Source organism: Alkalibacillus flavidus (assembly GCF_040545925.1).
Taxonomy (GTDB): Bacteria; Bacillota; Bacilli; order Bacillales; family Alkalibacillaceae; genus Alkalibacillus; species Alkalibacillus flavidus.
Window position 1 is genome coordinate 35,396 of the sequence record NZ_JBEPMX010000007.1, and the last position, 25,173, is coordinate 60,568.

The following is a 25,173-nucleotide window of genomic DNA, read 5'->3' on the forward strand; positions in this document are numbered from 1 at the left end:
TTAAAAAGACACAGAATCAACGGGAGAATGAAGAGAATTTGGTGACATAAGGTTGTTAAAAGAAGGGGCATAGAGTGTGGGTAGATGTAACAACTGCTATACTATATATTTTATGATGGCTTTCACAAAATATTGGAAGATATAAAGCATTTAATATGGGTAGAATTATGCCTTCTTCCGTAACGTATAAATGTGCTCATCATGCTCAATTAGTTTAGACTGAACATAATCCATTTTTTCTTCCATGCGTTTTAACCGATCATTAGTTTCTTTTAATTGATCGTTCATACCCTTTAGTTGATTGCTCATATTCCTTTGGTTGTCAAATAATTCTTTTTGGTCATTAGATAACTCTTTAAGTGCTTGCATAATAGTATTCATTTGTTCATCAGTCATAATCGGACACTCCTCGAAATTATTTCAAATCTATTACTTAACAAAGAGCATGTTGATAAATTAGTAAAGATTATTTTATAGATTCATTATTGAGAAGAATTATGCTTTCTTTCGTAGCGTATAAATCTGTTCATCATGTTCAATTAACTTATACTGAACAAATTCCAATTTTTCTTCTATGCGTGTTAGGCGATCATTGGTTTGCTTTTGGTTGTCCGATAACTCTTTAATTGCTTGCATAATGGTGTTCATTTGTTCATCGGTCATATCCGGACACTCCTCTACGTTTTATTTTAAATCTATTACTTAACGAAGGACATGTTGATAAACTGGTAAGGATTATTTTATACATTCAATATTGAGAAGAATTATGCTTTCTTTCGTAGCGTATAAATCTGTTCATCATGTTCAATTAACTTATGCTGAACAAATTCCATTCTTTCTTCTATTCGTGTTAAGCGATCATTGATTTCCTTTTGGCCCTTAAATAATTCTTTTTGGTTATCAGATAGCTCTTTAATCGCTTGCATGATGGTGTTCATTTGTTCATCAGTCATAATCGGTCACTCCTCGACATTTTGTTCTAAATCTATTATAAAACGAGGGGGATGTTTTTACAACGATCAACCATGATAGCATAACCTAAACATGAACAGGCTCATTAATTCTTTTCAACGTCTTCGTTATTAAACCAAAGCTCTATATATAGTTGCAACAACAGTTATAAAAAGGACCGTTAGCAATCCGTTCAATGATATTTTATAAGATTTATTTCCTTTTCTTGATATACTCCACACAAAATTAAGCATAAAAACTGTTATAATCAGACTTGAAATAAATAAAAAAGATTTGCTTTGAATAGAAGAAGCCATTAATAAGAACAATGAAATCAACCCAGTAGTAGTATCATGGGTATTTTCTTCTTCATTAAATGGGTTCCAAACATATCCAATTAAATAAATGGCTATTATCCCACTTATAAGAAGTAACAAAAAATGACCCAGTAGTTCTGAAACATATATAAAATAAATAAAAACAGACAAAACCAAGAAATCACGCCGGCTCTATATTCCTTCAGTTTTTCCCATTGTTTAATACCTCCTGTTTAATTAATATTTGACCCGAATGATTATAATGGAAGGTGAATCGTATGAATTTAGTATTATTTACTTTTGTGCAGTGATAGTAGGCTTAGTTTACAATTATGTAAAATGGCAAAATAACGAGAAAGATGTATAACCTATGTGAGGGTTTTCTAAGACATGGAGCGTGACTGTTCATCAATACGTTAATCAAACCTTAACGTCCATGCTCCCTTGCTGCTTTCACCCGCCTTGCATGTCTTTTATATCTTTTTAACTTTTTAAATCCATCACTACCGTGTTTTAATGACAGATTGATAGTCATAAATTCTATAATGATTAATGCCACATACCACTCAACATCTATATTAGGCCCTGTGTTATACAAATCGACAAAAACAATTATGACAGCAAAACCGACCAGAATAGCAATTAAACTTAAAATAGGGCTAACATAAAACCCAATTTTTCTTAAACTTTTTGGAATCAATTTAATTCTATACCCCAATCGCATCGAAAGTGGAATTTATACTTAGCGATACTTCTTCAGCATTTCCTATGATAAGAGTCTCGAGCCCCCTTCTCTTCATTAACACATCGATTGAAAGAAAAACCACACAATCAAAAACGCCCGACTAACCCTAGCCGGACGTTCCTATCTCTTATTTCGTTAACAATGCACGATCATTGGCCATTTTCTTACCTCGAATGGCTTGGAACTGATCGAGCAGGTCTCCTACTGTTAGGTCTTGTTTTGTTTCGTCATTAGCCTCGAAAATGACTTTGCCTTCATCCATCATCCAGAGGCGATTGCCAAATGCGATCGCTTGCTCCATTTGGTGAGTGACCATGACGGTCGTCAGTTGATGGCGTTCGACTAAATCGCGGGTTAAGCGTAAAATCAATTCTTCTTTCGACGGATCAAGCGCTGCGGTATGCTCGTCGAGGAGTAGAATTTTCGGTTCGGTAAAGGTTGCCATTAAGAGTGACAACGCTTGCCGCTCACCGCCGGATAATAAACCCACTTTCGTGTTCAAACGGTTTTCGAGGCCGATCTCGAGTGTTGCTAGGTGCTCGCGAAATTGTTGACGTAGTTGTTTTGTCACGCCGCGGAAAAGACTGCGTCGTTTCGTGCGACCGAGCGAGATCATCATGTTTTCCTCAATCGTCATGCCTGGTGCTGTGCCGGCTTTCGGATCTTGGAAGACGCGGCCGATATAAGCAGCGCGTTTCTGTTCTGAGAGCCTCGTGACGTCGTTTTCGTCAATGACGACATCGCCTTCATCGGGGATAATTGAGCCAGCGACCGTATTAAGAAGTGTTGATTTACCGGCGCCGTTACTACCGATAATCGTGACGACATCACCGCCTGAGAGCTCTTGATGTAAGTCGACGAGTGCTTGGCGTTCATCAGGCGTATTCGGGTAGAACGTTTTATGAATGTGATTGAGCTGTAGCATGACTTCTCTCCCCTTCCGCAGCACCTTGACGTGCTTCTTGTTTCGCTGCGTTTGCTTTCGACTTCTTATATTGCTGTTTCGCGCTTGTTTGGCCAAGCCAATTCGGGACGACGAGCGCTGCGACGACAATGAGTGCTGTGATCAGCTTCATATCACTCGCCTCTAAAAAATCAACTTGTAGCGCAACCGCGTAAATCATGCGGTACACAATCGCACCTAAAATCACTGCAAGCGTGGTACGAACAATTTTATCCGAGCCAAAGCTGAAGAGGACTTCACCAATGATCACAGAAGCAAGACCAATAATGATCATGCCAACACCTAAGTTCACGTCTGCGAATCCGTTATGCTGAACCACCATCGACCCGCTAAACGCGACGAGCATGTTGGAAACCCCCATACCGACAACAATATAGACGTTCGTATTCGCCGAGAAACTACGTACCATTGTCTGATTGTCGCCTGTCGCGCGCAATGTCGTACCCGCTTCTGTCCGCAAGAAGAAGTCGAGCAGTTTTTTCACGATAATCATGAGTATTGTTGCGGCGACGAGTACATCTAACGAATTCGGGACATAAGCAGCAATGCCAAGCGCTTCAAACGGTGCCATCACGATTCCTTGCAAGTTCAAGGTTTGCCACCAATTTTCCACCATGGTAAACACGGTTGTTTCATTTAATAGAGGAATATTGGGTCTTCCCATAATGCGCAAGTTAATCGAGTAAAGCGCAACCATCATTAAAATACCCGCTAACAATGGATTGATATGGCCTTTTGTATGCAAAATCCCCGTAATACAACCGACAATAAAGCCTACTGCTGCGCCAGCTAATGTCGCGGTAAATGGATCGACACCACTTACAACCATCACAGAGGTGACGGCTCCTCCTGTGACGAAGGAGCCATCCACCGTTAAGTCTGGAAAATCAAGCAGTCGAAAGGAAATATAAACACCTAACGCCATTAACGAGTATATTAACCCTGATTCAACTGCACCGTATAATGCTTGTAACATGCTTACTCACCTTCTTCCATCGACACAATCTCCGAAGCTCGTTCTTCTAAGTCATCTGTTAACTCAACGCCCATTTCACTAGCTGCGTCTTCATTAATGTGGAGTTTGAGATTTTGTGGGTAATTGGCTTCGATGTCACCAGGATTGGTGCCATCTTCTAAAATTTGAACGGCTTTTTCGCCCGCTTCATAACCGATATCGTAATAATCAAAACCATACCCAGCAAATGCGCCACGTGAAACGGAATCTAACTCACTCGCAAAGACTGGAACATCATTCTCTTGTGCTACAGATAAAACCGATTCGAGTGCGCTGACGACCGTATTGTCCGTCACAATTAAGAACGTATCGACACTACCAGCTAACGATTGGGCGGCTTGCATAACTTCTGATGACGATGACACGGTTGCTTCTTCTGTCGAGAGATCATGCTCACTTGCAACACTTTTCACGTTTTCAACTTGAGTCACTGAGTTCTGCTCGCCTGAGTTATAAATGAGGCCGATCGATTCATGTCCCATGTCTTTAATTAACTGGACTGTTTTGGGCACGGATTCTGGATGCGAATCGGCTGTTCCTGTCACATTACCGCCTGGATTCTCCATCGATTCAACTAATTCGGAACCAACTGGGTCTGTCACTGATGTAAACACAATCGGAATATCGCTCGTTTCGTTAACAGCTGATTGAGCACTCGGTGTAGAGTTACCGAAGATCAAATCAACCTTATCACTAACGAATTGTTCTGCGATAAGTTGCGCGTTTTGGTTATCACCTTGTGCTAATGATACATCGTACGATACATTCAAACCTGCTTCATCAAGCGCATCTTGGAAGCCTTCTGTCGCCCGGTCGAGTGAAGGGTGCTCGACAATTTGCGAAACACCGACGACGTAATCGGCCTCTTCTTCTGATGCATCACTGTTACTGGAACTTTCCTCAGAGTTACCACCATTCGACTCGTTATCATTTGAGTCGCTGCTTGAGTCACTGTCACCACATGCCACAATTAAAACTAACGCGCTGATCATAACTACCATCAATAATAAACGTTTCATCACTAAACTCCCCTTTTTTTACTTTCTCGCATACACGCTTTGATGTGTTAAAGAATTTCGGAATATTGTTTATAATTATATGAGAGGCACACAGCAAAATCAACCCTTAAATCAAAAAAAGATTCTCTAGCTATTTCGCTAGAGAATCTGTGTAAACGCTTCCTTTGTTATTGTGTTGCCACGTGATCACGCAGGCTTCGTCTTAAAATTTTCCCGGTTGTATTTTTTGGTAATTCGTCTAAGAAGTTAATTTGTTTCGGTTGTTTATATTTCGCCAGTTTCGACTGAGTGAGTTCGCGTAAGTCTGCGTCTGTTAACTCTGGGTTGTTCGACACGACAAAGGCAATGACTGCTTCACCTAAGTTTTCATCAGGCACGCCAATCACCGCGACCTCTGTAATATTGTCGTGACTATAAAGCACTTCTTCGACTTCACGCGGATAGACGTTGTAACCACCGACTAAGATGAGATCTTTTTTACGGTCGACGATGTAGTAATAGCCTTCTTCGTCTTGTTGCGCCATGTCACCTGTGTAAAGCCAGCCGTCTTTGATCGACGCTTGCGTTTCTTCAGGCATTTTGTAATAGCCTTTCATGACGTTCGGGCCTTTCACGATCAGCTCGCCGACTTCTCCGCGTGGCACCTCTTCACCGTTTGCATCGACGACTTTGTTCGTGACGTTTGTAATGTCCGTGCCGATTGAGCCAGCTTTACGCGGGCGGTCAAGCGGGTTGAATGCGGTAACTGGTGACGCTTCAGATAAACCATACCCTTCTGATACTTGCACGTCGAAGTATTGTTCGAATTTTTCCAGTAAAGCAACAGGCATCGACGCACCACCTGAAATACATAGACGAATTGATGAGAAATCTTTTTCATCTTCGTTCGGGTACTGAAGTAAGTAGTTGTACATCGTCGGCACGCCAGCGAACACGGTTGCACTGTTTTCACGAGTGATATTGAACACAGCTTCTGGTGAGAACTGTGGCACGATTAAGACCGTCGAGCCGCTCACGAGTGGCGCGTTCAATGCGACTGTTAAACAGAACACGTGGAACATTGGTAATGCCGCAATGACGCGGTCGTTTTCGTCAATTTTGAGATAGTCAGCTGTATCTTTTGCGTTGGAATATAAGTTTTTGTGCGTCAACATCGCACCTTTTGGTTTACCCGTTGTGCCTGACGTGTAAAGGATGACAGCGGTATCATCATCGTCTAATGTCGGACGGCTGAACTCTAAACTGCCTGCTTGAACAAGGCTTGTGAAATCATGCAGCTTGTCTTGTAGTGGTGATGTGCGGTCTCTTAGTTGTGGATCTGTTTCACCGACGATATAGTCTTTGACCTCAAGTTGGTCGTCGATCGCTTCGAATTTTTCGAGTAACACATCAAGGGTAATGACCCCTTTAACATCGCCATTATTCAAAATATAAGATAGCTCATCGCCAGTATAAAGTGGGTTCACCGGGACGACCGTAAGTCCAAGGCGCAATGCACCGTACAAACCGATCACGAAATGTGGCGTGTTGCCGACAACAAGAGCAACGTGGTCGCCTTTTTGATAACCTAATGATTCGAGGCTTGATGCGAATTTCGTTACCGAGCCCTCGAGTGTCTTGTAGTCCGTTGCTTCCCCGTTAAAAATGTAAGCCGGTTTCGATAGATGATCTTTCGCCGTTAATGATAGTTGATCACTTAAATTCATCTTGCAACCTCCCTTAGATATGTAAGCCCTTTCAGTGTCGAGTGCGAAATTGAGTGAATAATCATTCATTAAATTGTCTGAATTTATTATAAATTATTTCGCTAATCTAAGCAAGTTAAAACTAATCTGTGAGGATGTTTTTTACTCGACCGACTTGCCCGTCTTCTAAACGGACTTTAATGCCGTGCGGGTGTGATGCCGATTTAGTCAGTAAATCTTTCACGACTCCACGGGTTAATTTTCCTGAACGTTGATCTTGTTTTAAAACGATATCGACGGTAGCGCCGATTTGAATTTGATTTCGTTGTTGGCCTGACATAAGTCACGTCCTTTATTTTTTATTTGAGTTCTATATCGTGTAGAACTGGTTGCATGACGCGATTCGCGATTGAAATAGCTTCGTCTCCATTGTTCGCTGGTGCTGAAATGATAATTCCATCATCACTCGTCCAAGATGTTACCCTAGGGCCATCCTTTGACGAACGATCCTGCATTATTTGAATCGTTAATTCGGATAAGTCATCACTCATATTTAAATATCCAACCGTCGTAATACGGTCCTGTTCTCGATTGATATACTCAATATTGCCGTCGGTGAAACCTTCTTTTTCAAAAGTCACCGTTAGTTCATCTGTATTTGACGCATCGCTCGGGTGTTTTTCACCATCGATCGTGATGGAGCCAGTAAACGATTCTTTTGAAAACATATCATGCTTAAATTCGCCGTCTATATGAATATCGACTTGTTTGGCATGAGTCGTGTCGTTAGGACCTAACTGAACCTCTACACCTGAATAGGTTTCATCAACGACTTCAACTGTTCGCGTCCACCAAAAGACGATACTCACTAATACTATCATAATTAACGCGGTCCAACCTAATAATCTCACATGCACTCCCTCCAATATCATACATTTTATCTTATGCGTAAATAGATGACAATTGCCTATTGTGATGCTTACAGGTACCCAACTGATGTCTATTCGCATACGTTACAAAGGAATGACTTCTAGAGAGGAGATTAGGTATGTATTTTGACCCGAATTATTACGATCCGCGTTTTAACCAACCAGGATGGGGCGGCCCGAATCAACCTGATTGGGGGAACGGATGGCCAAATCAACCGGGAGACGGATGGCAACCGCCACACGACCGTGTCGATCACGGCCCGAATCCGTACGTCGTGAACATTGAACGCGCAACGATGATGAACCCTTATTACCGGCGAGCGCTTTGGACGGGTGAATATTTGCAATTAACACTTATGAGCATTGCACCGGGTGACGATATTGGTTTAGAACGCCACCGAAATCACGATCAATTTATTCGGATCGAAGGCGGTCGCGGATTAGTTCAAATGGGTGACCGTGAAGACCGACCGAATTTCGAACGCGAAGTGCAAGACAACGATGCGATTTTTATCCCGGCAGGCAAGTGGCATAACTTAACGAATATTGGTCTCATGCCGCTAAAATTATACTCGATTTACGCCCCACCAGAACACCCGCGCGGAACTGTTCATGAAACAAAGCAAGATGCGATGAACGATCACTAATTTTGAAATAAATCAGTTTGGTTTTGAAATAAGTTTGCTAATTTATTAAATAAATTACTCAACTTTTGAAATATATCATCTAAGTTATTTCAAAAATTAGCCTACATCCATGTAAAGAAACCCCCGCCAGTGCGCTGGCGGGGGTTTTCCATTTAGCTATTAATACACTAATGACATGAAATCTTCATGCGACAGTTTACCTAAGTAATGCTGGATATTGATATCGCGTAGTGCTTCTTCAATCGCTTCTCGGTCATAACGCACACCTTTTAGCGCTTCTTCTACGTCACTCACTTCGCCAATGCCGAAGAAATCGCCGAAAATATTCACATCTTGAATGACGCCTTTTTTCACGTCTAGGCGCACATCGTATGACCCGACACCTTCAACACGTTTCGTATGCTGGATGTTAAACGCAGGCGATTTGCCGTAATTCCAGTCCCATCGTTGATAACGCGATTCAGCGATTTCGCGAATCTTCGCCCAGTCATCTTCTGTTAATTTATATTGTGGTACATCATTGATATCTTTCACATCAAAGATATATTTCAGAAGCAATTGTCTGAAGTCCTCTAAACTAATATCTTCTTCAAGAAATTCCGAAATATTCGCTACACGACTGCGAATTGACTTAATCCCTTTCGACCGAATTTTTTCAGATTTCACTCGCAATGACCGAACGACTTTTTCAATTTCTGAATCAAATAAAAGCGTGCCGTGGCTAAACATACGACCTTTCGTCGTAAACTGCGCGTTACCGGAAATTTTACGACCATCAACGGTAATATCGTTACGACCTGATAATTCTGCATTTACGCCAAGACGTTGCAGCGCGTCGACAACCGGCTGGGTGAATTTTTTGAAGTTGGTAAAATTATCGCCTTCATCTTTCGCCAAAAAGCTAAAACTTAAGTTACCTAAATCATGATAAACGGCGCCACCGCCAGATAGGCGACGAACGACTTTGATATCATGTTCGTCGACGAAATCGGTATTAATTTCTTCGATCGTATTTTGGTTTTTGCCGATAATAATCGACGGACTATTCGTGTAAAACAGTAAATATTGTTGGTCATCATCAATGTTTAAATGCTTCAGCGCGTACTCTTCCATGGCTAAATTTAAATACGGATCGTTATTCCCTTCGTTATCGATAAAATATAACATGGTGAAGCTCCCTTCATTTTGTATCTATTCAAAGTATAAGCAAATTCGCCTATCTTCGCAAATCAAATACTAACCCTTCTCGAGCCAATTCAACAGGGCCGTCAAACACTGCTTTCGCTTCTTGTACTAATTGAGCGTGTTCACCGAAATGAGGCAAGTGTGTGAGCCATAACTGACTGACACTTGCATCACGTGCTAACTGGCCACATTCCGTGCTTGTCATATGACCTGGTCCACTTCCGTCCATCCCGTCATAAAAGCTACTTTCGGCAATAAGCAAATCCGATCCTTTAGCGAAACCAGCTAATTCAGGGAAAAAGGCGGTATCTGCTGTATAAACAACCGCGCTCTCGCCATTTTCGACGCGAATCGCATGGCATGATTTTGGGTGTTTTGTTTGAATGAATGATAAGGTGAACGGGCCTAGTTCGAGCGGTTTTTCGATTCGATACAGACGACCGGCTGTTGCGATATGGTCGAGCTCGTCAAAATCGGTCACCCCATCTGCTGCAGCATAGATCGAGACAGGCCCTTCGATCTCACCTAGCTGTTCTTTCACAAGGCAACTGTATTGAAATGCCCCGATATCTGCCACATGATCGTGATGAAAGTGTGATATAACAACAGCGTCAATGTCGCTCAAATCGATATACTGTTGTAATCGTGATAACGCCCCACTGCCCAAGTCGATCACAAGCGTGAACCCATCTTGCTCCACTAAATAGCATGACGTCGCACCTTCCGCTTCAGGATAAGCTCCCCACGATCCGATGACTGTCCACTTCATATAGGTATTTCCTCCTAATTTTAGTTATATAACAGTTTTTCTGTTCACAAATCTGTATTAATACAGTATAGTATAAGTACACGCATAAATTATCTAAAAACTCAAAATCTTGAGGAGGTCATGTCATGTTAATGTCACCTGTCCAATTTTTCCGCAACCTACCTAAAAAGCAATGTGCTGTCTGCAAACGGGACATGAACGAACAGGCTGATTGCTACACGAACAAATGCGAAAAATGCGACCCAATTAGCTAAGCGGTTATAAAAAAGTGCTCTAATTCCACGTTAGAGCACTTTTTTATGGTCTATTCCCGTCATTTTTGAAAGAAAACACATGACTTATTTCAAAAATCGCTTCAGTTATTCAATAAATTCGCTAACTTATTTCAAAAGTGACGCAGTCATCTGAAGTTATTTAATAAATCTCATGAGTTATTAAATAAATCATAGGAATTATTTAATAAATTCAAGAACTTATTTAAAAAGTAACGCAGTCACCTGAAGTTATTTCAAAAATACCGCTAGTTATCTCATAAGTCACGGCATTTATCTCATAATTGCCAGGACTTATTTAATAAATCAAAAGCGGTTAAGCTAGGATTCGAGGGATTCGATCGTTTTTACGGTGCGGATCGCTTGGTCCATGCAGTCCGGCAAACCGACTCCGCGGTATGCATTGCCAATCAAATAAACACCTGGTAATTCCGCTTCAAGCTGTTTTTCCAACGCTTCAACCCGGTCCAAATGTCCGACTGTATATTGCGGCATCGCGTCGTACCAGCGTGTGACGACATAAAACTTAGGCTCGCCTTCAACCGTCATAATCTTCTTCAAATCACCAATGACTAAATCGGCAATCTCATCGTCTGACAAATCGAGAACGTCTTCGTCGCCCGGTTTGCCAACGTACGCGCGCAATAAAACTGAACCGTCCGGCGTCGTGTGCGGCCATTTCTTGTGCGTCCACGTACACGCGGTAATGCGGTAGCCTTCTTTTCGCGATACAACAAAGCCTGTTCCGTCCGGCAAATTTTTCACCGAGTCTTCATCAAACGCCATCGCCACATTGGCAACGGACGTACTCTTCGTCTGTTGAAAATCGCGCATAAACGCATAATCCGAAAACATCTGCGCTGTGACTTGATGTGGTGTCGTTGCGATGACATAATCCGCTTCAAACGGCTCATCCCAGCCAGCCACATCTAACACGTAGCGACCATCTTGCTTCGACACTTGCTCAACCTGCGTCCCCGTATGCATGTCACACTCAAGTGCATCTGTCAGCCCATTCACAAGTGTCTTCAAACCACCTTCTAACGTCAAAAACATGCCTTGCTTATTGCCTGACGTCTGTTGTTTCGGCGTCGTTTTCTGCAAACCACGAATCAAACTGCCATATTTATTTTCCATCTGTAAAAAGTGAGGAAACGTCGCTTTCAAACTCAAATCGTCAATATTCCCGGCATAAATCCCGGAAATAAGTGGATGAATTAACCGATCAACGACTTGATCGCCTAACCGACGCCGGAAAAAGTGGCCGACTGAAATATCACCATCCACATCCGTCCGACTCGTGACGAAATCTTTTAGCGCATTCAATTTACCTGATGTAGTAAAAAGCGCCGAGCGGACAAATGGCTTTAAGTCTGTCGGCACACCCATCACAGCCCCAGCTGGCATCGGGTGCAATTGATCCTGAGATAAAATAAACGCTTTCCCCGTTGCACTACGAATTAAGTGATTACCTAATCCTAAATCGTGCACAAGCTCTTTCGCTGTTTTCTTTCGTTCCAAAAACGAATCAGGTCCGCGCTCGATCGTAAACCCGTCTCGCTCTACAGTCGAGATTTTTCCACCTAGTTGGTTTGATGCTTCAAATAACGTGACATCGGCATTGACGTTTTGTTTTTGCATATAGTAAGCGGCGGTTAACCCCGTTATCCCGCCGCCTATTATCGCAATTTGTTTGCGCTCTGCCATCATGACTTACCCTTTCATCGTATCGAGTACGACTTTAGACAGTGTATTAATGAACTTCGGATGCGCATTCGGCATTTCTGGGCGATAATAAGACGCTCCAACCTCATCGCACACATCTTTACATTCGATGTCGTTGTCATATAACACTTCTAAGTGATCGGCTACGAAACCAACAGGCGCGTAAACAAATGTTGTATATCCTTTTGTCTCATATAAATCTTTTGTCAAATCTTGCACGTCAGGGCCTAACCATGGATCTGGCGTGTTCCCTTCACTTTGCCAACCAATCTCGTAATCTTGGATACCAGCCCCTTCAGCGATTAAATCCGCTGTGCGCTGAAGTTGATCTGGATATGGGTCGCCTTCTTGGATGATCTTCGTCGGTAAACTGTGCGCTGACACAATTAAACACGCATTATTACGTTCTTCTTCCGTCATTTGACCGTATACTTTATTAATTTGCTCGACCCAGAATTCGATATAACCTGGCTCGTCATACCAATCGACAACAGATGTTAATGTAATGCCATATTTGTCCGCTTCTTCTTGTGCACGGCCGTTGTATGATTTAATACTAAACGTTGAATAGTGCGGCGCTAACACGATACTAACCGCTTCATCCACGCCGTCGTCCGCCATTTGTTGGACCGCATCTTCAATAAACGGATGAATATGTTTTAAACCTAGATACAGTTTAAACTCAACTTCATCCTGCTCTTCGTTTAACTTCGATTCTAACGCTTCTGCTTGTTCGCGTGTAATTCGAGCAAGCGGCGAAATACCGCCGATTTCTTCATAACGGCTACGCAAATCTTCAATCATTTCGTCTGTCGGGCGTTTACCCTTACGAATGTGTGTGTAATACGCTTCTAAATCGTCTTCTTTGTAAGGCGTGCCATACGCCATTACGAGTAGTCCTACTGTTTTCTCTGCCATTATTCATTCAACTCCTCTTACTTTGAAGTATAGTCATGGACAAACGCCGCTAAGCGCTGCAGTGTTTCCGGCTGTACCTCTGGGAAAACACCATGTCCTAGATTAAACACATAACCTGGAATATCTTTACCTTGATCTAAAATGGCTTTCGTCCGCGATTCAATCACATCCCAATCGGCTAATAGTACAGCTGGATCTAGGTTTCCTTGAAGCGAACTCGTCATACCCATCTCACGCGCGTCTGTAATCGACGTGCGCCAATCTAAGCCGACTGTTGTACACGGCAAGCTATTGAACTCAAGTAACAAGTGATTCGCGCCTATGCCGAATAAAATCGTCGGCACTTCTTCTTCTTTTAACGCGTTAAATATCTTTTCCATAACAGGTTTAATAAAGACGCGATAATCTTGCGCACTCACAGCGCCAACCCACGAATCAAAAATCTGAATCGCTTTAGCACCAGATCGAATTTGCGCTTTCGTGTACGTAATAATCATGTCGCCGAGCTTGTCCATTAACGCAAACCACGTCTCAGGATCCCCGTACATCATCGCTTTTGTTTTATTGTACTGTTTCGACGGGCCACCTTCAATCATATAGCTCGCGAGCGTAAACGGCGCCCCACTAAAGCCGATAAGCGGTACATTCAACTTCTCTTCTGTCAAAATCCGAATCGTCTCAAGCACGTACGAGACGTCTTCTTCTGGATTTAAGTCGTCTAGACGATCGACGTCTGCTTTCGTTTGAATCGGATTGTAAATGACCGGGCCGACGCCTTTTTTAATCTCAACGTCGACACCCATCGGCGGAAGCGGCGACATAATATCTTTGTACAAAATCGCTGCATCCGTATTGTAATTCACGACAGGTAATTCTGTAACATACGCACACAATTCCGGTTGATGTGTAATTTCAAATAACGAGTACTTTTCCTTTAATTTTCGGTACTCAGGTTGCGATCGTCCCGCTTGGCGCATAAACCATAACGGGGTGTAGTCTGTTTTCTCACCACGATAAGCTCTTAAAATTGTATCATTAAACTCCGCCATTCGACTCACCTTTCATTATTCCATCTGTTTACCAATATAAATGAATTTGTCACACGTGTATAGTGAGAGCCTTGAATTGTCATGAATTTGCCTCACTCTTACTTAAAACGCTTCATCACGATTCGATGGTTCACCTTCTAGGCCATTCAGTGGATTGACGGGAACGACATAATACGATGGGTTATTAATCATTTGCGAATCATTGACTTGATAAGACGTTTCACCTGTCACAGAGCCGATCTTTTCAACCTCTCCGCCCGTGTCACGATAAATATCATAACGAATTCGTTCATCCGCAGCCGACCATGTTAACTCAACATCAATGCCACTTAAAAAGCCGAGCGATACATTCGCGCTTAAATCGTGTATGTTAGGTAACCGAATGGGTTCTTCTAAATCGTTCACCTCTTCAGGCACGGCGAAAGAAGTTGTTAAATCATGCGATTGATCTAAATCTGTCATAATGCCATCGACGAGCGCTGTCGCAAGGGCACTACCTTCCGTTAAATAGTGATCCTCACTGCTGTCATCATAACCAATCCAACTCGCCACCGCATAATCTGGATTAAACCCGACAAACCACGCATCTTTCACACCACCCTCGACATGCGGATGTTGCGTCGAGCCTGTTTTACCCGCTAACGCCTGATTGAACTCACCGCCACTCGCTGTGCCATCATCAACGACAGCTTGAAGTATCCGTGTTAAATACCACGACGTTTGTGGTGAAAATAGTTGTGTCGTTTCGCGGGCTGGTGCTTCTAATATCTCCCCATCACGATCCGTCACTTCCAAAATCGCATACGGTTCCATATATCGACCACCATTGGCAAAACTTCGATATAACCCAGCCATATGAAGTGGTGATAAGCCTTCTTTTAATCCGCCTAAAGCGACTGCTAAGCCAGGGTCATCAAGTGTCACCCCGACATCAGCTAAATATGACAAGCCGTAATCGATTCCTATTTCATCAAACAATGCGACAGCTGGGGCATTTTTCGATTCAACTAACGCATCATATATCGTGACCTCGCCATCATATTGGCCATCAACATTAGACGGGCTGTACCCATCATAATCGCGTTGTTCATCAGGAATTAACGAATAAGGGTGATACAAGCTCTCTTCAAGCGCAGGACCGTAGACTACGAGTGGTTTCATCGTAGACCCGGGCTGACGTTTGACTTTGACTCGGTTAAGGTCGCCACGTTCATGATCACGACCGCCAACGGCCGCCCGCACAACGCCATTCGCTTGATCGAGCATCACAGTCGCCCCCTCAACACCTGCTGATGACCCTTGAAAATATTCATCGCGCTGCATTCGTTGATACACAGTCTCCTGCATGTCAGGGTCTAACCCGACTGTCACCTCGTAACCATTCGTATAAATCGCCTCACGCGATAAATGATAATCACGTTCTAATTCATCTAACACCAAATCAACATAACTACTCAACCACGGACTCGACGTCGACTCATTCGGCTTAAGCGCTAATGTTTTGCCTTGTGCCTGTCGCATCTTATCCGCTTCAATCAAGCCATGCTCGTGCATTTGGTTTAAGACGAGATCCCGACGTTCCTTCGCACGCTCAGGATGCTCAGTCGGATCATAAAAATTTGGCGCTTTCGGCATCGCCGCTAATACCGCCCCTTCAGACAGCGTCAACTGCGACACGGGCTTCGAATAAAACGCTTGCGCCGCTTCTTCGATTCCGTGTATACCAGCACCGAAATAGATTTCGTTTAAATAATACTCCAAAATCTCCTCTTTCGACCGCTGTCTCTCTAAGTAAATCGAGCCCATGACTTCTTTCGTTTTTCGCATCCACGTCTTGTCGTCCGTAAGCGAGACATTTTTGACTAGTTGTTGCGTGATCGTACTCGCACCTTCTGTTTTACTCATCGTCAAAATATCACGATATACCGCGCGACCAACTGCCCAAAAATCAACACCGTTATGATCATAAAATCGATGATCTTCTATCGCCAAAAACGCATCCGTCACATGCTCCGGGACTGCATCGATTGGCACATACGTCCGATTTTCTTCATATAGTTTAACGATCTCATCTCCATTTTCTGTCTTTAACACCGTCGATTCATCAAACACAAAATGATCGTCATCGACCACAAACCGCCCCCCTAGCACAATCATCATATAACCGATAAAGCTTAACACCACAAGGATTATTAAGCCGTAAACGGGATATCGCCATCGTCCTAACGCGTCGTTCCATCTATGCCATAAAGCCATAACGCCACCTCAATCAATCTTTCATACTTTCCGTAAAACCATTCACTATTATATTATAGTCTACACCATTCGACAAAAGATTTACGCTTTACGGTAGGCGTTATCATGTTTAATGAATAAGCCTGGGGGGTATTGTTAGAATAGATACTTAAAAAAGGAAGGGTGACTGAATAATGGAACAAAATGTACAAAAATTAATTGATGGATTAAACAAAGACTTAGCAGAAGAATACGGTGCGATGATTCGTTACACGTACAACGCAGCCGTTGTATCAGGTTTATACCGTGAAGTATTAAAACCATTTTTCGAAGCGGAAGTACAAGACGAAGCCGGTCACGCATTATACTTATCTGAAAAAATTAAGATTTTAGGTGGCAATCCAACGACAACACCGGCTGAAGTGGAACAACACGAAGACGTGAAACCAATGTTAGAAGATGCTTTAGCAGCTGAAAAAGACACGATCAATCGCTATGAAGAACGCAAAAAATTAGCTGACGAACTAGGTTACACAGAACTAGCTGTGAAACTAGAAGACATGATCGCAGACGAAACGAAACACAAAGAAGACATTCAGCGTCTTTTAGATGATCCGAGTTTTAAAAAATAACGAGTTATGAACCGAAGCAACTTCCTTTTAAAAGGGAGTTGCTTTTTTAATTACAAAACTTATTACGCGTCACGAAAAATCTGTTATAATATCGTTAACGTTTTTAGAGGAAGGGGACATTAATTCATGTGGGAACAGTTTTATGACAAGCTTGATCAACTATACGATCAAATGGTCGATGACAGACGCTATTTGCACCAACACCCTGAGCTGTCCTTTGAAGAAAAGGAAACCGCTCAGTTTATTAAAAACCGATACGATCAATTGGGGATTCCTTACAAAGACAATATCGGCGGCTACGGATTAGTTGCGACGCTAGAAGGTGGAAAAACGGGGAAAACGGTCGCTCTCCGTGCTGATTTCGATGCGTTACCGATCCAAGAAGAAAACGATGTGCCGTACAAATCAACCGTCGACGGTGTGATGCACGCATGTGGTCATGACGGCCATACGGCAACATTATTAGCTGTTGCAGAAGCAGCGCTTGATTTTCAAGATGAATTGCCAGGTACACTCGTCTTTTTACACCAACCAGCTGAAGAATTCGCACCAGGCGGGGCCAAGCCAATGATCGACGACGGCGCACTTGAAGGTGTCGATGCTGTTTTCGGTACGCATTTATGGGCGAGCACAGAGTTAAATAAAATCGAAACCGCTGTCGGACCATTCATGGCTGGAGCTGACCGTTTCACGATTACGTTCCAAGGAAAAGGTGGACACGGCGCGATGCCACACCAAACGAAAGACCCTGTTGCGATGGCCGGCCAAGCCATTGTCGAATTACAACAAGTCGTTAGCCGACGCATCAACCCGCTTCAGCCAGCTGTTTTAAGTATTGGTAAAATCGAAGGAGGTAATGCGTTTAACGTTATTTCCGACACGACGTCTTTAACAGGCACAGTGCGTATTTTAGACAAAGGCGTGCAAGATGAGATTATCGACGAAATGGACAATATTATAAACGGGATTGCGACGAGCTTCGGGGCTAGTTACGATTTTGATTATGTGAAAGGCTATCCACCAGTAATCAACCACGAGCGTGAAGCATCGTACTATATTGATGATGCGCTTGATATTCCAGGTGTCACTGGCGCAGGAGCTGTTGACCCGATTATGGGCGGTGAAGATTTTGCTTATTATTTAGAAGAACGTCCGGGGGCCTTTTTCTTCACAGGATGCCAAATCGAAGGCCACGACTATCCTCACCATCATCCGAAATTTGACCTCGATGAACGCGCACTACCAACGGCCGCGAAAGCACTTGTACACGGCGTGAAACGTTATCAAGAAGATCATCAATCCTAATTTTAACGCCCAGCTTCCTGACGTGAAGCTGGGCGAATTTTTGTCATATAAGTCGCTCTATTATGGAGAGCAGTCGCTCACAAATATGACGAGACGCACTATAACAGTACTGAGTCGCTCAATACTGAACAAACACGATCAATTTTCCTGAAAAGTCGCTCTATTAATCTCAACATAAAAAATTCCGACCAACCCTCATACGAGAGATGGCCGGATTAAGTTTTAATTTATGATATACGTCGTTCTGATTCGTATTTGCGATTAATGCGTTCTGCCGATTTGTGTGCATCAATCATACCCCAAATCCAAATAATTGGTGTTGTGATGAAACCAATTAAAATGAACATGGACAAAGCCGAAATGAAATACGCGACGATAAATACGACGCCCTTTCCGATTTCGCCATTATAAATCTGCCCTAACCCAGCGTATAGAAACGACAGAACGGCAGCTAATCCTGCATTTTTTGCATATGATCAAACGCTCCCTTAAATAAGATAAATGAATTCACACTTTATCATACCATAGGCTTTCATGAAAAATAAATCCAGGATTATATTTCTAATCGTTATGATGGATCGTAAAAGCCTCGCCCTAACACTTCAGCGGAATCAGTCACGATAACAAACGCTTCAGGGTCGACGTCTTTCACCGCGCGTTTTAACGTCCCGATCTCCGACTGGTTCACCACACACATGAGCACAGGGCGTTTCTCTTCCGTAAAACCACCTTCAGCTGCGAGTCGTGTCACGCCCCGATCGACTCTTGTATAGATCGCGTGCTGTACATCATTGTAATGACTCGAAATAATGAGGGTCGTTTTCGTTTTATTGAACCCAGTTTGAACGAGGTCGATCGCCTTACTTGTCACATACACGCCCATTAGCGCATACAAACCGAGCTCGATATCAAAGACGATAATCGCTGTTAAGACGATCATACCATCGATGACGGCAATACTTGCACCGAGCGATAGACTAGAAAATTTATTAATTAATTGGGCGACGAGTGCTGTGCCACCTGTTGATGCGTCACCCAAAAAGACGATTCCTAAACCAACACCGACACCTAAGCCGCCAAACAGTGCCGCGAGCAAAGGATCATCCACAAATGGTGCCATATCTCGCGTCAAATATACGAAAAACGGAAGCGCTAATGAACCCGTTAATGACCTGAATGCTGACCCTTTGCCGAGTAAATAATACGCGACAAAAAGAAGCGGAACATTAATCCCCCAAATAACATACGCCGGTTCAAGACTAAATAATGCTTCTAAAATGGTACTAATACCACTCACGCCACCAGCTGCGACGTAATTAGGAAGTAAAAAGCCGTTGTAAGCAACAGCGACGATCACGGAACCAACAACGATATATAACAATTGTTCTAAAATGGATAGTTCTGATTTTCTTTTTTGTCCGACCATAATGATGACCCTTCTTTCTCTAGCTTGACCGAAATGATTTTAACACTCATTCCATGCTTTGTGAACATCAGCATGACAACGCATTAATGGACAAAAGTCCTACCCTTTCAGTTATGAAATAATTGCGCTTAATTATTTCATAACTCCGTGCATTTATCTCATAAATAGGCCGATTTATCTCAAAAATTAAGCACGTCGCGCAAGTTATTTAATAAATACCGCCAATTATTTCAAAAATACATGCACTTATCTCAAAACTAGCGCGATTTATTTCAAAAATAAAAAGCACATCCCCCCCTCGGGACATGCTCTTTCATCGATCACCCCTTAAACGCTTGAATTCGTCCACGCACGTAAAACGCTTCGAATAAAACCGTAAATGCTGCAGTGATGCTTAAGTAAATAAGCGCGTTCAGCCAATCACTCGCCCATACAAACGCAATCGTCGTCACAACAACTTGTACGACCATGATGACTAAAATGAGCTGGTGCACCGCTTTACGCCGCACGTCCGCAGCAACGGGATATAACTTCAACCATTCGACCGTTCGGTGGTGATTATAAATCGCGATAAATTGAAAACCGGACATAAACAGGAATAATACTGCAAACAACACTTTGCCCCAAAACGCCGGCACCCAGAACACGAAAAACAACGCCAAAGCGACCAATCTCAAATACATCCCAAAATAATCACCGCTTCGGATAAACGTAATCGCATATAAATACTTAAACGTCTGTTCACGTCTAATCGGCATACGACCCGTCACAAGTCTGACTAAACCATGCCGTTTCTTCGGTTTCCGCTTTAAATCGGGGACGTCTGTCGACATATTGGCAATTCGATAAAACATCTGCAACTTCGCGTCTTCTTGATCAATTAAACGATCCCATGGCAGCGTGTAACGTTTGAATAAATAAGCGTAGTTAAACCCATTTAAACCGATGAGCAACACCGCACCCGCACATGCATACAGTGGTGCGCCAATCGCTAAGAAATAGACCATAAAACCGTTAATGACAAATCGGACGATACCATCCAAATAATGCGAACGCATATCACGCGTTTTCTGCATAAACCATGTCGAGATTAAATTTCCCACTTTAAGCACTAGCGAAAACGCGATCATGACCAACATATACCGCGCACTCACCTCATCATAAATTTGCAAATAAAGCGGCGTAAGCGCAAATAACGCAATCGCAATCCAATAACTTTGCATCACAAAACTATAAACAAGCGCATTTCGTATGTACGGACGCAATTTGTTTTCAACTGGTAATAAGAAGACCGTGTCCGCTTCTTTGAAAAACGTCCGCACAGGGCTATACGTTAATAACGATCCGACAATAACAGCCATTAACCACTCGACTGGAAAAGTATCCGGAACCGTCTCAAGCCACGCCTGATAAAAATAGGCAAACGCCGCTACGAAAAAGATAAACGCAAACGCTAAATGATCATTAAAGATAAGGCGCATATAGCGACTCACCATACGAATATGATATTGAAATCGATCCTTCCATAACTGATTGGTATCCATATTAAGCATCGTCCTTTGTCAGTTGAACATAAATATCATCTAAACTTGAACCCGGCATATTGAATTCCTCACGCAACGCCTCAAGCGTTCCATACGCACGAATTTTCCCGTGGTGAATAATAACAAATCGATCGCAATATTTTTCCGCCGTCGCTAAAATATGCGTCGACATAAGAACCCCTGCCCCTTGCGCTTTCATGTCTTCCATGGTGTCTAAGTACGATTGAATCGCAAGCGGGTCCAATCCAACAAACGGCTCGTCCACGATATAAAGCGATGGCTCGACTAAAAACGCACACATGATCATGACCTTTTGGCGCATCCCTTTCGAAAAATGAACTGGAAACCATTTGCGCTTCTTATCGAGATGAAACTCGTTCAATAACCACTCCGTTCGGCCCTCATACGTCTCCTCATCTAAACCGTAAGCCATTGCTGTAAGCCTCAAATGCTCTTCTAACGTCAACTCTTCATACAACATCGGCATCTCTGGTATATAAGCAAATTCTTGCCGGTACGATTCCAAATCCTCATTCATTTGTTTTCCATTAATCATAATGTCACCTTGCTTCGGATTCATTAAACCAATTATATGTTTAATCGTCGTACTTTTACCGGCACCGTTTAAGCCGATTAATCCGACGACTTCACCTTGTTTAACGGAAAACGATATACCATGCAACACATTTTGTTGCGTGTAGCCTCCTACGACATTATTAATATTTAATAAATCAGTCATACCATCCCTCTTTTCTCTCACTCTTCCCCTATCATACCAAATCTTTTAGACAATTCACTAGTTTAGACGGTTTCTTCTTACATTCGACACATGTTTACGTTACAATATAAGAAACAGTATTTCGAGGAGGATGATCATGTCAGATTGCATTTTTTGTAAAATTCTCGATGGCGACATTCCATCAGCTAAAGTTTACGAAGATGATGACGTCTATGCCTTTTTAGATATTAGTCAAGTCACGGAAGGCCATACTCTCGTCATTCCGAAAAACCATTGTGAAAACGTCTATGATTTAGACGACGATACCGCCGCTAAATTATTTAAGGCGGTACCAACAATCGCACGTGGGATTAAAGCAGCATTCAAACCAGAGGGCTTAAACATGCTTAATAATAATGGCTCATTCGCTGATCAAAGCGTGTTTCATATTCATCTCCATTTAATCCCGCGCTACGATGAGTCAGACGGATTCAAAGCAAAATGGGAAACACATGGTGATGATTATACACCAGAACAATTAAATCGTATTGCAGATTCGATTTCGAGCCACATTTAACGTAAAACCAACGATTAACTAGCAAGAGAACAGGGAATATAGAATAATATAGCAGTAGACGACGAAAGGAGAATGTTAAATGCCAAGCGGTAAATCATTACTTTTAGGAGTGTTAACGGGAGGCGTTGTCGGAGCATCCATCTCACTACTGACAACACCATCCTCTGGTGCTGATATGCGCCTACGTATGAAAGAACAGAGCGAACGCTTACGTGACATTACACAAGAAATGAAGGAAAATGGCATCGATTTAAAAGAACAACTTACTCAAACGTCTAAAGAAGGCGCTGAATTACTTAAAGATTTATCACAAGATATCAAAACATCCGTCGAAAGCTGGAAGTCAACAGTCGAACCACACCAAGAAAATTTACAAGAACATCTTCGTCAAATCGAAGAAGGCATCAAAGAATTAGAAGACAAAATGAAAGAACAAAACACCCAACAATCTTAAAGATATTATAAAGCGAATCAGCCTAATTGACTGATTCGCTTTTATTTTGCTCATAAAACTCTCCCTAACGTTATCGTCAGGGAGAGTTTTTAGCATTATTCAGCTGGTTCTAGTTCTTCAATTGATTCAAGGTCCACATAACTTGGAACGACTAAACCAATTTTAGCACCTTCTAAGTTCGGCCCTAGGTCAACTACATCGTCTTTCACGCTTTCATAGAAATCAGCGTGAGTAAATGGTAACCATGCAGCCGCTGTCGCATCAGCATCTCCATTCGCAATCGATTCAAATACGATCGATGGGTCAACTGGTGTAACGTCAACGTCAAACTCTTGTTGTTCTAACACAATAGATAAAACACTTGAAGACGCACGCTCTGAATCCCATGGTGTTGATGATAATGTAATTGATGATCCATCACCTTCACCGACACCATCAGTTCATTCGGAGACTTTGTCTTGGTTATCTTCTACCCATTGTTCTGCTACTGTACGAATATCTTCATCATTTTGATTCGCATCGTACATAATTTGTTCCATATCTTCAACGGACCAATTAAATTAATCAATTAATTTAAACGCTTCTGGGTGATCACTTTCTAATCCTTGACGCGCTAATGTTACGATGTTTTCTGCTTCACCGTAAATACCTTTTGGATCTTCTAAATACTCCATATCAGGAAATTGTGCGAACATCCAGTGTGGATTCCAACCTGTTACGACAATTGGCTCTTCTGCCTCAATAGCTTCTTGTAATTCTGTAATCATCGTAGCTGTTGATGACGCTTCTAAATTCCAACCCGATAAGCTGTCGTACTCTTCGATTGCTTTTTCTGTTGTTACTGTAATACCTGCACCAGGTTCAATCCCAATAATGGTATGTTCCACTTCTTCACTATAATTAACGTCGTCACTAGAACCATTGCTATTATCGCTAGCACCATCATCTGATCCACACGCAGCAAGCGTGTGGACCAGGGATGCTACTAACAATACTAAACCTTTTTAAAAGTTCATGTATGTTAGAGTCTCCTTTTGTTTAATGGATTACTCCATTGTCGTCCATTCTTCAACTAAGTCTTGGTTGTTTTCAACGAAGTTAGCCGCCGCTTCTTCAGGGCTAGCTCCTGCTTGAATTTCAGCCATAACTGAGTTGAATTTCTCTTCGCCCCATTGGAAGTTGTCAAGTACTTGGTAAGCACCTGGTAGATCTTCTTCTAGGCCTTCACGAACCATTGTATCGATTGTTTCTGCATCACCATATACGTTTTCTGGATCCTCTAAATATTTAAGGTCCATTTCAGCGAATTTCCAGTGTGGAGACCAACCAGTTACGACGATTGGTTCTTCGTTTTCATACGCTTCTTGTAGTGATGTTGCCATCGCACCAGAAGAAGATGTTTGTACTGTCCAGCCGTCTAAGCCTTCGTACGTTTCAACTGCAGTTTCTGTTGCTTGTACAACACCAGCACCTGGTTCGATACCAGTAATTGTTTCATCTAGTTCTTCACCATACTCACCTAAGTTTTCTAGTGAGTCAACGTCCATGTATTGAGGTACAACAGCACCTACTTTAGCACCTTCATAGTTAGCACCAAGATCAACAAGTGAATCTTTATGTTGCTCATAAAGGTCACCATGTGTATTCGGTAACCAAGCAGCTACCATACCATCTGCATTACCTGAAGCAACTGATTGCCACATAACAGCGTTGTCTAGTGGAGTAAGTGTTACGTCATAACCTAAGTCTTCTAATACTTTACCAATTACGTTTGTAGATGCAATCTCTGTTGCCCACTCAACGTAAACAAGTTCAATTTCACCTTCGTGTGTGATTTCAGAATCACTTGAACCTTCTGAGTCACTTGAACCTTCTTCAGAGTCAGAGCCTTCTGAATCTGATCCATTCTCTGATTGCTCAGTATCTTCACCGTTTCCTTCTGCTTCTTCAGAACTATCGTCGCCACTGCCACATGCTGCAATAACAAGCACTAGCGCTAAAACAGCGACAAGTCCTAAACGTTTCCATGTTCCTTCTAACATGTTTAAACAACTCCCCTTTACTTTATTGTAAATGTATTGGAACTCCTCTC

28 protein-coding genes are annotated in these 25,173 nt (G+C 42.5%); 6 read left to right on the forward strand and 22 right to left on the reverse strand.

What is annotated here, in order from left to right:
* Positions 1–165 precede the first annotated feature (165 nt).
* From ABID56_RS07760 to ABID56_RS07805, 10 genes are all read right to left on the reverse strand, one after another.
* Positions 166–396 (reverse strand): hypothetical protein, encoded by a 231-nt coding sequence (locus tag ABID56_RS07760; protein WP_354220056.1) that lies wholly within the window; start codon positions 394–396, stop codon positions 166–168.
* A gap of 99 nt (positions 397–495) precedes the next feature.
* Positions 496–663 (reverse strand): hypothetical protein, encoded by a 168-nt coding sequence (locus ABID56_RS07765; RefSeq protein WP_354220057.1) that lies wholly within the window; start codon positions 661–663, stop codon positions 496–498.
* A 101-nt stretch (positions 664–764) separates the two neighbouring features.
* Complete coding sequence (locus ABID56_RS07770; protein WP_354220058.1) at positions 765–953, reverse strand: hypothetical protein; 189 nt, start codon at positions 951–953, stop codon at positions 765–767.
* Between the two features lie 742 nt (positions 954–1,695).
* Positions 1,696–1,968, reverse strand: coding sequence for a hypothetical protein (locus ABID56_RS07775; protein ID WP_354220059.1), 273 nt, complete (start codon positions 1,966–1,968; stop codon positions 1,696–1,698).
* 172 nt (positions 1,969–2,140) lie between these two features.
* Positions 2,141–2,938 carry an ABC transporter ATP-binding protein gene (locus tag ABID56_RS07780; protein ID WP_354220060.1) on the reverse strand — a complete coding sequence of 266 codons (798 nt, stop codon included), beginning with the start codon at positions 2,936–2,938 and terminating at the stop codon, positions 2,141–2,143.
* Positions 2,913–3,953 (reverse strand): ABC transporter permease, encoded by a 1,041-nt coding sequence (locus tag ABID56_RS07785; RefSeq protein ID WP_354220061.1) that lies wholly within the window; start codon positions 3,951–3,953, stop codon positions 2,913–2,915. Before ABID56_RS07785 ends, ABID56_RS07780 begins: the two co-directional genes overlap by 26 nt.
* Positions 3,954–3,955: 2 nt before the next feature.
* The gene (locus ABID56_RS07790) at positions 3,956–5,014 is read right to left on the reverse strand and encodes an ABC transporter substrate-binding protein (RefSeq protein ID WP_377946619.1); all 1,059 of its coding nucleotides are present in this window, start codon (positions 5,012–5,014) and stop codon (positions 3,956–3,958) included.
* Positions 5,015–5,178: 164 nt separating this feature from the next.
* Positions 5,179–6,717 carry a fatty acid--CoA ligase family protein gene (locus ABID56_RS07795; protein WP_354220063.1) on the reverse strand — a complete coding sequence of 513 codons (1,539 nt, stop codon included), beginning with the start codon at positions 6,715–6,717 and terminating at the stop codon, positions 5,179–5,181.
* A gap of 121 nt (positions 6,718–6,838) precedes the next feature.
* A complete protein-coding gene (locus ABID56_RS07800; RefSeq protein ID WP_354220064.1) occupies positions 6,839–7,036 on the reverse strand; it encodes a YwbE family protein in 198 nt (65 codons plus the stop codon).
* A gap of 19 nt (positions 7,037–7,055) precedes the next feature.
* Positions 7,056–7,607, reverse strand: coding sequence for a hypothetical protein (locus tag ABID56_RS07805; protein ID WP_354220065.1), 552 nt, complete (start codon positions 7,605–7,607; stop codon positions 7,056–7,058).
* A gap of 137 nt (positions 7,608–7,744) precedes the next feature.
* Between ABID56_RS07805 and ABID56_RS07810 the strand changes: the two genes are divergently transcribed.
* Positions 7,745–8,272, forward strand: a complete 528-nt coding sequence (locus ABID56_RS07810) for a cupin domain-containing protein (protein WP_354220066.1) — start codon at positions 7,745–7,747, stop codon at positions 8,270–8,272.
* Positions 8,273–8,431: 159 nt separating this feature from the next.
* Here the strand turns inward: ABID56_RS07810 and lplA are convergent, their stop codons facing one another.
* Both lplA and ABID56_RS07820 read right to left on the reverse strand, forming a co-directional pair.
* Positions 8,432–9,439, reverse strand: coding sequence for a lipoate--protein ligase (lplA, locus tag ABID56_RS07815; protein ID WP_354220067.1), 1,008 nt, complete (start codon positions 9,437–9,439; stop codon positions 8,432–8,434).
* 49 nt (positions 9,440–9,488) lie between these two features.
* Positions 9,489–10,226: an MBL fold metallo-hydrolase gene (locus ABID56_RS07820; RefSeq protein ID WP_354220068.1), complete on the reverse strand. Its 738-nt coding sequence runs from the start codon at positions 10,224–10,226 to the stop codon at positions 9,489–9,491.
* A 131-nt stretch (positions 10,227–10,357) separates the two neighbouring features.
* Between ABID56_RS07820 and yhfH the strand changes: the two genes are divergently transcribed.
* Positions 10,358–10,480: a protein YhfH gene (gene yhfH / locus ABID56_RS07825; protein WP_354220165.1), complete on the forward strand. Its 123-nt coding sequence runs from the start codon at positions 10,358–10,360 to the stop codon at positions 10,478–10,480.
* Positions 10,481–10,819: 339 nt separating this feature from the next.
* On the opposite strand, the gene hemY is transcribed toward yhfH, so the two are convergent.
* The 4 genes from hemY to ABID56_RS07845 all read right to left on the reverse strand — a co-directional run bounded on the left by hemY (position 10,820) and on the right by ABID56_RS07845 (position 16,446).
* Positions 10,820–12,205: a protoporphyrinogen oxidase gene (hemY, locus tag ABID56_RS07830; protein WP_354220069.1), complete on the reverse strand. Its 1,386-nt coding sequence runs from the start codon at positions 12,203–12,205 to the stop codon at positions 10,820–10,822.
* Positions 12,206–12,211: 6 nt separating this feature from the next.
* Positions 12,212–13,141, reverse strand: coding sequence for a ferrochelatase (gene hemH / locus ABID56_RS07835; RefSeq protein WP_354220070.1), 930 nt, complete (start codon positions 13,139–13,141; stop codon positions 12,212–12,214).
* 17 nt (positions 13,142–13,158) lie between these two features.
* Positions 13,159–14,190: a uroporphyrinogen decarboxylase gene (gene hemE / locus ABID56_RS07840; RefSeq protein WP_354220071.1), complete on the reverse strand. Its 1,032-nt coding sequence runs from the start codon at positions 14,188–14,190 to the stop codon at positions 13,159–13,161.
* Between the two features lie 102 nt (positions 14,191–14,292).
* Positions 14,293–16,446, reverse strand: coding sequence for a transglycosylase domain-containing protein (locus ABID56_RS07845; protein ID WP_354220072.1), 2,154 nt, complete (start codon positions 16,444–16,446; stop codon positions 14,293–14,295).
* Positions 16,447–16,619: 173 nt separating this feature from the next.
* Between ABID56_RS07845 and ABID56_RS07850 the strand changes: the two genes are divergently transcribed.
* Positions 16,620–17,057 (forward strand): ferritin-like domain-containing protein, encoded by a 438-nt coding sequence (locus ABID56_RS07850; RefSeq protein WP_354220073.1) that lies wholly within the window; start codon positions 16,620–16,622, stop codon positions 17,055–17,057.
* A gap of 126 nt (positions 17,058–17,183) precedes the next feature.
* Positions 17,184–18,362, forward strand: a complete 1,179-nt coding sequence (locus ABID56_RS07855; protein ID WP_354220074.1) for a M20 metallopeptidase family protein — start codon at positions 17,184–17,186, stop codon at positions 18,360–18,362.
* Between the two features lie 568 nt (positions 18,363–18,930).
* Here ABID56_RS07855 and ABID56_RS07860 read toward each other — a convergent pair.
* The 3 genes from ABID56_RS07860 to ABID56_RS07870 all read right to left on the reverse strand — a co-directional run bounded on the left by ABID56_RS07860 (position 18,931) and on the right by ABID56_RS07870 (position 22,071).
* A complete protein-coding gene (locus ABID56_RS07860) occupies positions 18,931–19,788 on the reverse strand; it encodes a YitT family protein (RefSeq protein ID WP_354220075.1) in 858 nt (285 codons plus the stop codon).
* Positions 19,789–20,108: 320 nt separating this feature from the next.
* A complete protein-coding gene (locus ABID56_RS07865; RefSeq protein WP_354220076.1) occupies positions 20,109–21,332 on the reverse strand; it encodes an ABC transporter permease in 1,224 nt (407 codons plus the stop codon).
* A gap of 1 nt (position 21,333) precedes the next feature.
* Positions 21,334–22,071, reverse strand: coding sequence for an ABC transporter ATP-binding protein (locus ABID56_RS07870; protein WP_354220077.1), 738 nt, complete (start codon positions 22,069–22,071; stop codon positions 21,334–21,336).
* Between the two features lie 136 nt (positions 22,072–22,207).
* Between ABID56_RS07870 and ABID56_RS07875 the strand changes: the two genes are divergently transcribed.
* Positions 22,208–22,627: an HIT family protein gene (locus ABID56_RS07875; protein ID WP_354220078.1), complete on the forward strand. Its 420-nt coding sequence runs from the start codon at positions 22,208–22,210 to the stop codon at positions 22,625–22,627.
* A 79-nt stretch (positions 22,628–22,706) separates the two neighbouring features.
* Positions 22,707–23,081 carry a YtxH domain-containing protein gene (locus ABID56_RS07880; protein WP_354220079.1) on the forward strand — a complete coding sequence of 125 codons (375 nt, stop codon included), beginning with the start codon at positions 22,707–22,709 and terminating at the stop codon, positions 23,079–23,081.
* 95 nt (positions 23,082–23,176) lie between these two features.
* Here the strand turns inward: ABID56_RS07880 and ABID56_RS07885 are convergent, their stop codons facing one another.
* From ABID56_RS07885 to ABID56_RS07895, 3 genes are all read right to left on the reverse strand, one after another.
* Positions 23,177–23,488 carry a glycine betaine ABC transporter substrate-binding protein gene (locus tag ABID56_RS07885; RefSeq protein WP_354220166.1) on the reverse strand — a complete coding sequence of 104 codons (312 nt, stop codon included), beginning with the start codon at positions 23,486–23,488 and terminating at the stop codon, positions 23,177–23,179.
* Between the two features lie 153 nt (positions 23,489–23,641).
* The gene (locus ABID56_RS07890) at positions 23,642–24,073 is read right to left on the reverse strand and encodes a glycine betaine ABC transporter substrate-binding protein (protein WP_354220080.1); all 432 of its coding nucleotides are present in this window, start codon (positions 24,071–24,073) and stop codon (positions 23,642–23,644) included.
* Positions 24,074–24,127: 54 nt separating this feature from the next.
* Positions 24,128–25,123, reverse strand: coding sequence for a glycine betaine ABC transporter substrate-binding protein (locus ABID56_RS07895; protein ID WP_354220081.1), 996 nt, complete (start codon positions 25,121–25,123; stop codon positions 24,128–24,130).
* Between the last annotated feature and the right edge of the window lie 50 nt (positions 25,124–25,173).

Bases quoted from the DNA above. Each gene is read 5' to 3' on its own strand.
- ABID56_RS07760 (WP_354220056.1), bottom strand. From the start codon at position 396: ATGACTGATGAACAAATGAATACTATTATGCAAGCACTTAAAGAGTTA.
- ABID56_RS07765 (WP_354220057.1), bottom strand. From the start codon at position 663: ATGACCGATGAACAAATGAACACCATTATGCAAGCAATTAAAGAGTTA.
- ABID56_RS07770 (WP_354220058.1), bottom strand. From the start codon at position 953: ATGACTGATGAACAAATGAACACCATCATGCAAGCGATTAAAGAGCTA.
- ABID56_RS07780 (WP_354220060.1), bottom strand. From the start codon at position 2,938: ATGCTACAGCTCAATCACATTCATAAAACGTTCTACCCGAATACGCCT.
- ABID56_RS07785 (WP_354220061.1), bottom strand. From the start codon at position 3,953: ATGTTACAAGCATTATACGGTGCAGTTGAATCAGGGTTAATATACTCG.
- ABID56_RS07795 (WP_354220063.1), bottom strand. From the start codon at position 6,717: ATGAATTTAAGTGATCAACTATCATTAACGGCGAAAGATCATCTATCG.
- ABID56_RS07800 (WP_354220064.1), bottom strand. From the start codon at position 7,036: ATGTCAGGCCAACAACGAAATCAAATTCAAATCGGCGCTACCGTCGAT.
- ABID56_RS07810 (WP_354220066.1), top strand. From the start codon at position 7,745: ATGTATTTTGACCCGAATTATTACGATCCGCGTTTTAACCAACCAGGA.
- lplA (WP_354220067.1), bottom strand. From the start codon at position 9,439: ATGTTATATTTTATCGATAACGAAGGGAATAACGATCCGTATTTAAAT.
- ABID56_RS07820 (WP_354220068.1), bottom strand. From the start codon at position 10,226: ATGAAGTGGACAGTCATCGGATCGTGGGGAGCTTATCCTGAAGCGGAA.
- yhfH (WP_354220165.1), top strand. From the start codon at position 10,358: ATGTCACCTGTCCAATTTTTCCGCAACCTACCTAAAAAGCAATGTGCT.
- hemY (WP_354220069.1), bottom strand. From the start codon at position 12,205: ATGGCAGAGCGCAAACAAATTGCGATAATAGGCGGCGGGATAACGGGG.
- hemH (WP_354220070.1), bottom strand. From the start codon at position 13,141: ATGGCAGAGAAAACAGTAGGACTACTCGTAATGGCGTATGGCACGCCT.
- hemE (WP_354220071.1), bottom strand. From the start codon at position 14,190: ATGGCGGAGTTTAATGATACAATTTTAAGAGCTTATCGTGGTGAGAAA.
- ABID56_RS07845 (WP_354220072.1), bottom strand. From the start codon at position 16,446: ATGGCTTTATGGCATAGATGGAACGACGCGTTAGGACGATGGCGATAT.
- ABID56_RS07850 (WP_354220073.1), top strand. From the start codon at position 16,620: ATGGAACAAAATGTACAAAAATTAATTGATGGATTAAACAAAGACTTA.
- ABID56_RS07855 (WP_354220074.1), top strand. From the start codon at position 17,184: ATGTGGGAACAGTTTTATGACAAGCTTGATCAACTATACGATCAAATG.
- ABID56_RS07860 (WP_354220075.1), bottom strand. From the start codon at position 19,788: ATGGTCGGACAAAAAAGAAAATCAGAACTATCCATTTTAGAACAATTG.
- ABID56_RS07865 (WP_354220076.1), bottom strand. From the start codon at position 21,332: ATGGATACCAATCAGTTATGGAAGGATCGATTTCAATATCATATTCGT.
- ABID56_RS07870 (WP_354220077.1), bottom strand. From the start codon at position 22,071: ATGACTGATTTATTAAATATTAATAATGTCGTAGGAGGCTACACGCAA.
- ABID56_RS07875 (WP_354220078.1), top strand. From the start codon at position 22,208: ATGTCAGATTGCATTTTTTGTAAAATTCTCGATGGCGACATTCCATCA.
- ABID56_RS07880 (WP_354220079.1), top strand. From the start codon at position 22,707: ATGCCAAGCGGTAAATCATTACTTTTAGGAGTGTTAACGGGAGGCGTT.
- ABID56_RS07895 (WP_354220081.1), bottom strand. From the start codon at position 25,123: ATGTTAGAAGGAACATGGAAACGTTTAGGACTTGTCGCTGTTTTAGCG.